Here is an 11659-nt window from a genome sequence, read left to right on the forward strand (position 1 = left end):
AGAGAAGGTTCTGTCGGGTTCTTAATTTTAGTAGGAATCGGTTTATTTGGCGGCTTAGTGCTCTGGCTGCGGGGCGTGCAGCTAGGGAACCGCAGCTACAAATTCGCCGTAGAATTTGGCAGCGCCCAAGGAATGCAAATAGGCACGCCCATCAGGTATCGCGGGGTTGCAGTCGGTAAAATTACCGCCCTCAAACCGGGTTCTAACGGCGTAGACGTGACGCTGGAGATTGCCCCCGGTACTTTAGTGATTCCCAGGGATGTTACGATCGAAGCGAATAAATCGGGTTTAATTGGCGAATCGTCGATCGACATTACCCCCAACTCGATTTTGCCAGAATCCTTACTTACCGCCAATCCCGTTAGTGCCGACTGTCCCCCTGAGATTATCTGCCAAAATTCGCGCTTAAAAGGTCAAGCTGGAGTCACTATCGACGAACTAATTAAATCCACAGTCCGCCTAGCTAATTTCTACACTGACCCTGCGCTGTTCAACAATATTAAATCCCTGGCAGAAAATACAGCTAACACAGCTAAAGGTGCAGCTAAACTCACTCAAGATTTATCGAATTTAACTCAAACTGCCCAAACCGAAATCAAAAATTTAAATCAATCTGTCAGGGGAGACATTGGGACATTGAATCAATCGGTTAAAACCGAAATAGCCAGTTTAAATCAATCATTAAAGGGAGAAGCCAGCAGTTTAAATCAATCATTAAAGGGAGAAGCCAGCAGTTTAAATCAATCGCTAAAAGGGGAAATATCAGGAATTGCCGCTGATGTTTCTAAAGTAGCAGCTACGGCGGACACTTCCACAAAAGCCGTATCTGCCGCTGCGATAAATTCTGCTAATTCAGTAACTCAAGCAGCCAATCAAATTACATTAACAGCCAACCAACTCAATTCTTTAGTAACAACCAACCGCGCCAGTTTAGTCTCAACTCTAAATAACATCAATCAAAGCAGTCAGGAACTGCGGGTAGCTGTCAGCAGTTTGAGTCCGACAATTAATCGAATCAACGAAGGACAATTGCTAAACAATTTAGAAGTTTTATCAGCGAATGCTGCCCAAGCTTCTAGTAATTTGCGAGATTTATCCGGCCAGGTAAACAATCCCGCCACTTTGTTATTATTGCAGCAAACTCTAGATTCTGCACGAGCTACCTTTCAGAACGTGCAGAAAATTACTTCCGACGTGGATGATTTGACGGGAGATCCGGCTTTCCGCAACAATATTCGCAGGTTGTTCAACGGATTAGGAGGCTTGTTGGGTTCGACAGAACAACTGCGACAGCAAGTTAAAGTTACTCAAACATTAGCTCCCCTTTCTGAGAAAGTAAATGCGAGTACGCCTGCCAGAAATCAATCAGTAGAGCCTGGATTTCCCAGCTTGCAAAAACAGCCAAAATTGCCTGTTATACCTTCTCAAACTGCAAGATCAGCAGAACCACTTGCTCCCGAAAATACTCCTTAAAACAGGGTATCATTGAATAACCGCAATTATTGCAAGATTCGTGACTTCCTCTAGTTAGTAAGGTGCGTAATGCACCCCGATTACAGCTAGTTAGTAGGGTGTGCATTGCACACCCCGATATTAAAGTTCTTGTGCAAATCCTATTTAAAAAAAACTGTGTGAAGCGAAACCGAGAAAACCAATGACGCAAACATTATCGAAACCGGAAGAAACAAAAAACAAGTATACTATAACTTGGGAAAAATTGCCAGACGACTTTAAATTACCCGACGAGCCTGTGGAAAATATCGACCAACCACTTTTAGCTGCGGCCCTGCGAGAAGCCTTGGATCTCGCAGGATTTATCCTAGCTTCAATGCTAGTAGCTTCCAATTTTGGACTGTGTGCCAAAGTTAACGACAAAACAGTAGTAAAAGCACCAGATTGGGTGTACGTTCCCTCGGTATTGCCAGCAGAACCAGGAGAAGTTCGTCGCAGTTATACGCCCAATGCTGAGGGAGAAGTCCCCGCAGTAGTAATGGAATTTTTATCGGATACTGACGGCAGTGAATATTCAAATAAACCGACATATTCTTACGGAAAATGGCGGTTTTATGAGCGAATTTTGCAAGTGCCGATTTATGTAATTTTTGAATCAAAATCGGGAGTTTTGGAAGTGTACAGACTATCGAATTCGGGAGAGTACGAATTGCAAGAACCGGATACTAATCAGCGATTGTGGATAGAATCAATGGGTTTATTTCTGGGGGTTTGGGAAGGTAAAAAATCTCAGAGAACGGGTTATTGGTTGCGCTGGTGGGATGAGAATGGCAATTTGCTGCTGTGGGGTGCGGAACGGGTGGAACAGGAACGCCAGAGGGCCGAAGAGGAACGCCAGCGCGCCGATCGACTAATGACATACTTGAGGAGTCAGGGTATCGATCCTGATGGCATTTGAAGGTGTGAAAGGTCGATCGACCTTTCGGCCATTAATCCAATCCCATTTTGATTGCACAATCGAGTCAGCAAGGGCGTTTGAGATTAAAAATAACCACAATTAAGGAGCGATCTGCAGGACTGCAACAACATTAGAAGAAAAATTAGATCGGCTTCCTGATGACTTAGCCTCAGCACTAGAAGCGGAACGCCAGCGTGATCCTGAACTCGAATCTTTGCTAGCGCGTTACCGAGCTCGGTTTGGCGAATTGCCTGAGAGTAACGGCTAAAAAGTAAGGGTGCGATCGCCCTTCACCGATCGAGATCGCCCGCGTGTTATTGTTACCTAAATGTCCTTGACAAATCTCAGTTTTTGTGATTTGGCTAGGATGGGTCTCAAATTTTAAATGGCGAAGGGCGATCGTTTTGCGATCGAACTTGGGCATTCTAGAGATTAGGTGCTTTGCGAGTGCCTGGAAAACAGCGACACCAAGAGTTAGCAATGGAAAGCACACAAAAAAAATCTAGTGATAGTCGGGTTCATCGGAGCGATCGAATTAAGCAGATTTTTGCGTTAGTATCAATGGTTGGCTTTGGTGGTTCGGCAATTTTTGGTATGGTGAGTCTGTTCGGCAGCGGTTTGAGCAGCCAGCACCAGCAAAAATCTGCTCCGGTAGCAGTTTCTCAGGAATCTTTGCTGGCGGCGCAGGAACGGGGATATGAGACGGTTTTGCAGCGGGAACCGCAGAATCAGACGGCTCTGGAGGGGTTGGCAAATGTGCGGTTGCAGATGAATAATAAGGTGGGGGCGATCGAGCCTTTGGAGAAGTTGGTGAAGCTAAATCCCGGGCGATCGGATTATAAGGCGCTGTTGGGACAGGCGAAGGGGAAGTAGTAGGCGCTCGATAAGAAACTTGGAGTGATTTGAGTAGGGAGAAATACCTGCTTAATAAAATTGAAATAATCCCAAATAAAATTCCCGAAAAAAAATATGAAGCCAAACGACAACTCAATTAAGTTACATATTGGCTGTGGGACAAGCATTAAGGAGGGTTATTATAATATAGACCAATATGTTGAGGCTCCTGGTGTTATTCAAATGGATATCTTCAATCTGTCCTTTGAAAGCGACTCTGTAGATGAAATTTTTACAGAACATATGTTGGAGCATATTGGAAAATTTGAAGTGCCACTAGCTATTAAAGAATGGGCAAGAGTTTTAAAACCAGATGGTAAATTGGTGATGAATTTACCAAATCTAGAATGGTGTATGCAGCAGTGGCTAGCTAAGCCAGAAGACGAACGATGGGGCTGGCAGTTGGATACTGTATTTGGGTTACAGACGCACGCAGGGGAGTTTCATAAAACTGGTTTTACAGCGCCTCGACTGCAACAATTGCTGAAAGTTGCAGGTTTTCAAAATATCAATATTAGTAATTACTGGTCTCATGCTCAGAGCTGCTTTTGGGTTGAAGCAACTAAAGGTTACTATACGAGTGCAGTTAAGTGTTTAGCGAGCATAGTTGTACCTTGGTGGGATCACAGTGAATTGTTAGAACTGTGGGAACACAATCTCAAATACTTACCCGATACTGAAATAATATTTATTGATAATGGTAGCGCACCAAAAGGAAAAGCAGCATTGGAAGAATTTTGCAGTCAGCACAATATTAAGCTGCTGCGAAATGAGACAAATCTAGGGTTTGCTGCGGCAAACAATCAGGGAGCGAAGCTAGCTAGTGGCAAGTATATTCTTCACCTAAACAATGACGTAGGTATAGAAGATTCACCGATTGAATACTTGTGTAATTTGGCGGCTGAAGGTTTGGCTGGACCTTTGGCGCAAAATGAACTTGGTGAATTTTATTTAGAAGGTTGGGCATTGTGTATTAAAAGATTTTTGTTAGAGGCTCTGGGAGGATGGTGCGAAGACTATGGGCCAGGATATTGGGATGATGTGGACTTGTCTCACAGAGCAAGATTGGCAGGCTACTCATTGACTCCGGTTCAGGATATAAACAGGTTGATTCACCATATCACAAATGCTACAGGTCGCGATGGTCGTATTGATCAACTTGCCTTGCATTTTCAAAATAGAAAAATTTTTATCAATAAGTATTATAGCTCGGTTCCAAAAATTATTGTAGATGGTGTATTTTTCCAGCTTTATAGAACAGGAATTGCTCGCGTGTGGCAGTCATTGCTGCAAGAATGGGCAGTAGATGGCTTTGCTAAACATATTGTCGTTCTTGACAGGGCTGGAACAGCTCCTAAAATTCTAGGTATTAGATATCGCACAATTCCACCTTATAACTACTCTACAACGGACGCGGATCGCGAAATGCTCCAGCAACTATGCGATGAAGAAGGTGCTGATTTATTTATATCCACTTACTACACAACTCCCATTTCCACTACCTCTGTCTTTATGGCATATGACATGATTCCCGAAGTTTTGACAGCAAATTTGGATGAACCCATGTGGAGAGAAAAGCATTATGGTATACGTCAGGCTTCTACCTACATTACTATTTCAGAAAATACAGCACACGATTTAGTAAAATTTTTCCCAGCTATTGTTCAAGATTCTGTAACAGTAGCTCATTGTGGTGTTGCAAGCCTTTTCTCGCCAGCCAGTCAAGAGGAGATTAGAAATTTTAAAATAAAGTATGGGATTTCAAAACCATATTTTATGTGTGTAGGTGCTGGGGCGGGTTATAAAAATTCTATTGGGTTCTTCCGTGCTTTTGATCAACTTGCCAGCAAACAGGGCTTTGAAATTGTCTGTACGGGGACTGGAGTTTTATTAGAAGGAGAGTTTAGAAATTATACTTTTGGGATTGTTGTTCACAAGCTGCAACTCAGTGATGAAGAATTGAGATTAGCATATTCCGGTGCTGTGGCACTGGTTTATCCATCCAAGTATGAAGGATTTGGCTTGCCTGTACTGGAGGCGATCGCCTCGGGTTGTCCTGTCATTACTTGCTCTAATTCTTCTATTCCTGAAGTGGCAGGGGAAGCTGCTTTATACGTAAATGATGAGGATGTTGACGGTCTAGCTAATGCACTTTGCGAAGTACAAAAACCTAAGATTCGCCACTCATTAATTGCGGCTGGGTTGGAACAAGCCAAAAAGTTTTCCTGGTCAAAAATGGCGAAAACGGTTAGTGCAGCATTGATTGATACAACTCTCTTACGTTTAAACTTGAAAGAAATTAATTTAATTATATTTCCAGATTGGACGCAACCGGAAGAGTCTGTGGGTGTAGATATAGCACGAGTGGTGAGGGCGATCGCAACTCACCCAGAGAAAAATAAAATAACTATTCTCACAGACAACAGTAATATTTCTGACGAAGATGCTAATCTTGCTTTGTCAAGCGTGGCGATGAATCTTTTAATGGAAGAAGATTTAGATGTTTCTGACGGACCAGAAATTTCACTGATAGGACAGTTGAGCGAAATTCAGTGGGAAGCACTGATACCTCGCCTTCACGCTCGAATTGTATTGGAAAATGAGAATAGAGAGGCGATCGCTCAGGCAAACGCCGAGAACATTTCCTCATTTGAACTAGACCGTTTTATGCAGTAGAGTAAATAATGATGAGTCTAGCGAGTTTGTGCAGCAACTCGCTGCACAAACTACTCACTCGGATTAGCACGATCAATGATTTTTGTCAATATATATCTGCCACATTTGTTCGTAAGCTTTCTCCATTTCTTGCGTAAACTGTTTGCCATTCCATAGCGGAGCAGTTTGTCTTGACTGCCGCAGTTTCCACGATATTTGCTGTCGCAAAACAGGGTCTTTCCCTAAACGAATCCCCCATTCGATATACTCTTCATCAGTCCAAGCAATGCCCTCAGTCACACCTGCATTCACCATCATCGTGTAGCTGTTGCGACTCGAAAACTGCTCGCCCACCCGCGTCACCATCGGAATTCCCATCCATAGAGTTTCTAGGGTTGTTGTGGCTCCATTATAAGGATAAGTATCTAGTACAACATCTGCAACGCCTAAATTGGCGCGATGATTTTCCTCAAAAGAAACCCTCGGGAAAAATCGCAGGCGACCACCATCTAAACCCTGTTCTTCTGCTATTTGAATAAAAAACTTTTCTAGAGGTTCTTGCTCTCCCCAGCCCTTAATCAATAAGTAACTATTTGGCACTTCTTTCACAATGTTCATGTGCATCCGAGCCATCTGGGGATTGTACTTAAAGCCCCTCTGAACGCTCAGATATACTGCTGCGTCGCCAGGAATATCCAACTGATCTCGACGCAGGCTGGGTACGCCTACTTCAAAACCATCCACCGCTATGTATGTCTGAGGGAGTCGCCAAATTTTTGCAGCGTAGTAATCTTGCGCAGACTCCGGTAAAACATAGGGATCTGCGATATAGTAATCGATCGCTGGTATTCCCGACGCATCCCATCCCAGCCATGTTGCCTGAACTGGTGCAGGCTTCATCGCCATAATCCCGCAGCTCAGATTTAATGTAATACTGTCGAGATCGATTAAAATATCTACTTCATCCTGGTAAATCTGTTCCGCAGCTTGCTGATAATCTAGAGCGAGTTTATAGGCTTTTGTAGACTGATTAACATACCATCGCAGTAAGGGATCTTCGATCTGATGGGAAGCCATCATATAAGTGTAAATTTGAAAGCGATCGCGATCATGATACTGAAAAACCCATCGCGCCAACCACCCTACAGAATGCCTTCTAAGGCAATGGGACAGGTATCCAATCTTCAAAGGTTTAGTGGGAGGATTTATTGCTTTGGCAGAATTGCGTTTCTGACGATATCGCTCTACCGCTTCCTCAGCATCAGCTTCAACTTTAGATTGGCAAAACTGGCCTAACTGATTGCGAACTATTTGATTGCTCTGAGCTATATCTCGAAAATACGTCAAAAAAAATGTCGTATTGTATAACCGTAGAGTAGAAGTTGAATCGGTCACTTCAGGCTTTTCTTCCAACAATGAATTTAGCAGTACGTCGTGTTCTTTGACGTGGGATTCGACTGCTTGCCAATATCCACCCGCACTCATCAATGCCATAAGAATCAAATGATTTGCATACACCTTATCGGGTAATTCAGTTACAAGTGAATAACATAATTTAGCCGTTTCAATAGCCTGACCATACTTGCCAGTTTCTGCATATAAAGAACCTAAAGCACGCAGAAGCTCTAAATGATGGGGAACCAAACGCAAACCGAATTCAGCTAATCTTATACCTATTAAATGCTGCTGCTCTGAGTAAGAGATCTCAAAAATTAACGGGATTAAAATATCAATAAAAGCTATTCTATCTTTGACATGAGGCAGGCAAGCTTCTACAAATTCCAAAGATGACGGAATTTGAGGTGCATACTTCAATATATTCCTGACTACTTGCATTAACAAATCAGAGTCTAAATTTAATGAAGTATCTCCTTGTAGTAATGCAATAACTCCTAATTCATTTAGTTCTTTTCCTGTATATGTCTCTAGCTCAATAAACAGCCAAATCAAATATAAAAGATTGTTAATATCCGTTGGATTGATTTCTCGCAAATGTTGCCGAATTGCCCAAGCAACAGAGTATTCTCCTTGTTGCTCGCGACGATTAGCTTCTATGTTTAGAACTTGCGTCAGTTCTGCTGTCGCCTCGTCTATTTCTTCAGGAGAGCATTCTGCCATTCCTAGCAGCCACGTTGTCTGAGCTTCGACTTCTTTGCCGCGCAATAGCAACGTCAATCCTAAATGCCAGTAATGAGACTTTACTGCAGGTTCTACTGCTATTGCCTGCTCGTATAAATTAATAGCGTGATCGTAGTCTTGTTTGATTAGACATTCAGTAATTTGCTGTTGTAACTTGAGCGGATCGGTAGAGATAAAGTCAACAATCATTTTGAGAAAATCACATTTTAAGGAACCTTAAAAAGAAACTAGGTAGCGCTGACAACGCTACCTGTTTACCTATTTTAGTGCTAACTTGGTAAGAGAGTTCAATTCAATATGTTTACTCTTACCATTCAGTTACTACTTAACAGGAGTCCAGTTAGAGGTAGGACAGTCTACACCCATTGTGAATGCAGGAAGAGCAGAGGTAGTAGGTGGATCTGTACTTTCACACAGAATAGTTTGAGTGCTGGCTGCGTCTGCACCGGGAGCCACAACCAGAGTTACCCCACCTGCATAGTCTTTAAGACCCGCCACTCCCTGTGCGGTAGCAGCAACACCACCATTTGCGCCCTGGAGTTGGTAACTATAGTTATTGGTTATACTTTTGAGACCCAGACCCAATGAACCAAGATCTGCGATGGTTGTTACAAAAGTACCCTTTTCTGCGTAGAAAGCTTGCTGACCCTTGTTTAGGGAGCTGATATACTGTTTAGCTTCTGACTGCTTGGCTTTGTTAGCTTGGCTAAGGAAGGATGGCAAAGCAATAGCAGACAAAATACCGATAATGATGATAACAACCAGCAGTTCAATCAGGGTGAAACCTTGATCCTGTCTTCTTTTGTTGATGTGTTGCAGAAACTTGGCTTTAAATTCAGTCTTCATAATTTGTTTCTCCTTGAGGGGGTGGGATGCTCGTTTCTAACTCTTATATGTAACTTACCCAGTTTCCCCCGCTTTGCTATCATCCCGTCCATTTTTTTTTTGAGGTCGGGCAGCTAACGCTTCAAAAGCACGTACAGAGAGACTTCCAGTCTAGTCAACAGTTCCTTGACTTGATCGAAGGCCGTCTCCTGGGTTGGGGGTTCTAGATTAACAGCAGGCTCATCTCGGCTCTGCAACCACTTTTCCGCTAGCTACACCACAGACTGTGGCCCATCCCAAAGAGTTAGCAAACAAGCCGCCATTGTACTCTCGATCGCCACCGGCGCTAAAGTGGGCACAATAATATAACCGCTAATCTCAAACGGCGTCTGGCTGTCAATGCAATTACTCAAGTCTTCCCTCACCTGAGAAGTCCTCAGTTGAGGGTGCAGGTGTACCCGTGCTTCCCGCCATTGAGCTTCCGTCCATTCCGCAACTGGCACAAAATCCAGAGTTTGATCGGGATTGCCACACCAGAAATCAAACAAACGGTGCAGGGGATGTAACAAGTCAAATAAATGCAGCCGCTCTTCCAGAGAAGCTTCTGGCAGACTCATTGCCAAAAACGGAGGCAAATCATCTGGATCTTTGAACAAATTCATCAAGTCCCACCTGCGCCAAGCCACCATACTGATAAACTCTAAATCAGCACCTCTCAACATTGCAAACACTTCAGGAATGCTACAACCTTTATCACCCACCAATAAATAGTTAGACATAATCCATGACTCATTCTGCGCGCAATCGCAGTTCCAGGTAAATGCCTTAAGGCCTACTTCATCTTGTAATGCTTCCATTGTTTCCCGGACTATTTCTATCTCCACTTCTCCCGGAGAGCCATTCATTAATCCCATTGTTTTGAAAACAGCTTGAGCGCGAAATACTCCGGCTCTACCATTTGAACTATGAAGGTTTGTGCGGATGATGCCATCGGGAGCCAGAACCGATTTCATCGCTTGCAATCCAGACACAGGGTCTGGCAAGAGATACAGAACTTCGTCAGCATTAATATAGTCAAACTCTAACCCTAAAGTTGGTAAATCTTCTATCTTCAAAGCATAAAACTCTGCATTAGCAACCCCATGATACTGTAAACGTTGCTCAGCTAGTTTCACAGATTCTTCAGATAAATCGATGCCTACTATTTTCGCTCCCGGATTGGCTAAAGCTAACACTAAGGATTTATAACCTGTGCCGCATCCGGCATCGAGGATAACTTTACCTTCTGTATTAATAACTCTTCTATTTCTTAAGTAATAAGCAGTGACAAGATTATGAAGGTAGAGCAATTCACTGTTGTCTTTGGGAGATTCTTCCAGCGGGATTCTGGGAAAAGGAGTATTGTCAAATTGCTGGCGAATGTTTTCTATTAACTCTAAATTTTGGTGATCCATTTTCAATTACGCTCAACGCTGGCAAATTATCCTAGTATCTCAGAAAATAGCCGATCGCCCGCCGGGCCGCAACACATACTTGCAATAATAGTCTGAAAACCCGATCGCCCAACCAACTACCACGTCCATGAACACCAACATCAGCCCCATCCTCAAAGTATTCACCCTTTCCACCGCCCTTTCCCTGGCCATCAAGTACGCAGGGCCTAGCTTATCCATACCCTCTACCGACCTCAACGCCCTAATCGCCGTCTTTACCCCCAGTATCATCTTAGCTGCCATCCTCGGCTGGCGATCGCGCCAACAGCAGCAGTAGAGACGCAATCAAAAAGTGCGATCGCTACTTGGTCTAAAGACTATGTTTTTGCCCAAATCTTAATTCCCCGTACAGCTATCAAAACCAAACTTGAGGCACTCACCATGATTCAAATCATACCTGAATTAGTAACATTTGATGAATTCATTGACTGGTATCCTAAAAATTCAGAACATCACTACGAACTACACAATGGAGAAATTGTTGAGATGCCAAAAGCAACAGGCAAACATTCTAAACTAACAGGTTTTCTCCTAGCTGATCTCTACTGTGAAATCCGAAGGCTACAACTGCCCTACTTCATCCCCAAAGAATGCGTCATCAAACCCATGCGCGAGGAATCGGGATATGAACCAGATATTATTGTACTTAACGAACAAACCATTGGAAACGAGCCGCGATGGGAGAAATCATCAATTATCACAATGGGTTCCTCAGTCCCGCTAGTGGTCGAGGTAAATAGCACTAATTGGGGTGATGATTATGCCCTAAAGCTTGAGGCATATGAGTCAATGGGTATTCAGGAATATTGGATTATAGACTATCTAGGATTGGGTGGCAGACGGTTCATTGGCAACCCCAAGCAACCTACTTTTTCGGTTTACCAACTAATTGACGGGGAATACCAAGTCAAACTGTTCAGAGGCGGCGAGGTTATTGAGTCCCGAACTTTCCCAGAATTGAAGCTGACAGCGCAGCAGGTGTTCGCCAAAGGGAATTGAGGAGGCTGCTTATGCTGATGTCCGAGTAGGGGTATCTGATTAAAGATGCGATCGCGCGCATCTAAGGTATCTTATAGAGATGCGATTTATCGCTTCTGGGCTGGAGAGCAATTAGCAAGCAGTAATTCCCCATACCCTATTCCTCAATCTAAAATCTAAAATCTAATATCTAAAATCTAATGAAGCTAGGACAGTGGATGGGCTTATTAGCCCTCATCGCATCTTGTTACATCCTGTGGCAAAT

The 11659-nt window shown here is 43.4% G+C and carries 9 protein-coding genes and 1 pseudogene; 6 read left to right on the forward strand and 4 right to left on the reverse strand.

What is annotated here, in order from left to right:
* Both QUA45_RS25575 and QUA45_RS25580 read left to right on the forward strand, forming a co-directional pair.
* Positions 1 to 1473, forward strand: a 1473-nt coding sequence (locus QUA45_RS25575; protein WP_333222549.1) for an MlaD family protein, incomplete at its 5' end; no start/stop codon positions are given.
* A 181-nt stretch (positions 1474 to 1654) separates the two neighbouring features.
* Positions 1655 to 2410 carry a Uma2 family endonuclease gene (locus QUA45_RS25580; protein ID WP_333222551.1) on the forward strand — a complete coding sequence of 252 codons (756 nt, stop codon included), beginning with the start codon at positions 1655 to 1657 and terminating at the stop codon, positions 2408 to 2410.
* A gap of 217 nt (positions 2411 to 2627) precedes the next feature.
* Here QUA45_RS25580 and QUA45_RS25585 read toward each other — a convergent pair whose 3' ends face one another.
* Positions 2628 to 2834, reverse strand: coding sequence for a hypothetical protein (locus tag QUA45_RS25585; protein WP_333222553.1), 207 nt, complete (start codon positions 2832 to 2834; stop codon positions 2628 to 2630).
* A gap of 56 nt (positions 2835 to 2890) precedes the next feature.
* Here QUA45_RS25585 and QUA45_RS25590 point away from each other — a divergent pair, with 56 nt between their 5' ends.
* Together QUA45_RS25590 and QUA45_RS25595 are read left to right on the forward strand one after the other, a co-directional pair.
* Complete coding sequence (locus QUA45_RS25590) at positions 2891 to 3283, forward strand: tetratricopeptide repeat protein (RefSeq protein ID WP_333222554.1); 393 nt, start codon at positions 2891 to 2893, stop codon at positions 3281 to 3283.
* A gap of 96 nt (positions 3284 to 3379) precedes the next feature.
* On the forward strand, positions 3380 to 5980 hold the full coding sequence (locus QUA45_RS25595) for a glycosyltransferase (RefSeq protein ID WP_333222556.1): 2601 nt from the start codon (positions 3380 to 3382) through the stop codon (positions 5978 to 5980).
* Positions 5981 to 6052: 72 nt separating this feature from the next.
* Here the strand turns inward: QUA45_RS25595 and QUA45_RS25600 are convergent, their stop codons facing one another.
* From QUA45_RS25600 to QUA45_RS25610, 3 genes and pseudogenes are all read right to left on the reverse strand, one after another.
* Positions 6053 to 8287 carry an O-linked N-acetylglucosamine transferase family protein gene (locus QUA45_RS25600; RefSeq protein ID WP_333222558.1) on the reverse strand — a complete coding sequence of 745 codons (2235 nt, stop codon included), beginning with the start codon at positions 8285 to 8287 and terminating at the stop codon, positions 6053 to 6055.
* A gap of 132 nt (positions 8288 to 8419) precedes the next feature.
* Entirely contained in the window at positions 8420 to 8944 is a 525-nt protein-coding gene (locus QUA45_RS25605; protein ID WP_333222559.1) for a type IV pilin-like G/H family protein, read from the reverse strand.
* A gap of 113 nt (positions 8945 to 9057) precedes the next feature.
* A pseudogene (locus tag QUA45_RS25610) lies at positions 9058 to 10377 on the reverse strand (class I SAM-dependent methyltransferase).
* A gap of 127 nt (positions 10378 to 10504) precedes the next feature.
* Between QUA45_RS25610 and QUA45_RS25615 the strand changes: the two are divergent.
* Entirely contained in the window at positions 10505 to 10693 is a 189-nt protein-coding gene (locus QUA45_RS25615; protein ID WP_333222561.1) for a hypothetical protein, read from the forward strand.
* 104 nt (positions 10694 to 10797) lie between these two features.
* Positions 10798 to 11415: a Uma2 family endonuclease gene (locus tag QUA45_RS25620; protein ID WP_333222563.1), complete on the forward strand. Its 618-nt coding sequence runs from the start codon at positions 10798 to 10800 to the stop codon at positions 11413 to 11415.
* Positions 11416 to 11659 lie beyond the last annotated feature (244 nt).

The sequence above is a fragment of the Microcoleus sp. Pol12A5 genome (genome assembly GCF_036701435.1).
In the GTDB taxonomy this organism is placed as follows: domain Bacteria; phylum Cyanobacteriota; class Cyanobacteriia; order Cyanobacteriales; family Microcoleaceae; genus Microcoleus.

What these genes read in the sequence shown, in the direction of transcription:
- QUA45_RS25580 (WP_333222551.1), top strand. Translation starts at nt 1,655, where the DNA reads ATGACGCAAACATTATCGAAACCGGAAGAAACAAAAAACAAGTATACT.
- QUA45_RS25585 (WP_333222553.1), bottom strand. Translation starts at nt 2,834, where the DNA reads ATGCCCAAGTTCGATCGCAAAACGATCGCCCTTCGCCATTTAAAATTT.
- QUA45_RS25590 (WP_333222554.1), top strand. Translation starts at nt 2,891, where the DNA reads ATGGAAAGCACACAAAAAAAATCTAGTGATAGTCGGGTTCATCGGAGC.
- QUA45_RS25595 (WP_333222556.1), top strand. Translation starts at nt 3,380, where the DNA reads ATGAAGCCAAACGACAACTCAATTAAGTTACATATTGGCTGTGGGACA.
- QUA45_RS25600 (WP_333222558.1), bottom strand. Translation starts at nt 8,287, where the DNA reads ATGATTGTTGACTTTATCTCTACCGATCCGCTCAAGTTACAACAGCAA.
- QUA45_RS25605 (WP_333222559.1), bottom strand. Translation starts at nt 8,944, where the DNA reads ATGAAGACTGAATTTAAAGCCAAGTTTCTGCAACACATCAACAAAAGA.
- QUA45_RS25615 (WP_333222561.1), top strand. Translation starts at nt 10,505, where the DNA reads ATGAACACCAACATCAGCCCCATCCTCAAAGTATTCACCCTTTCCACC.
- QUA45_RS25620 (WP_333222563.1), top strand. Translation starts at nt 10,798, where the DNA reads ATGATTCAAATCATACCTGAATTAGTAACATTTGATGAATTCATTGAC.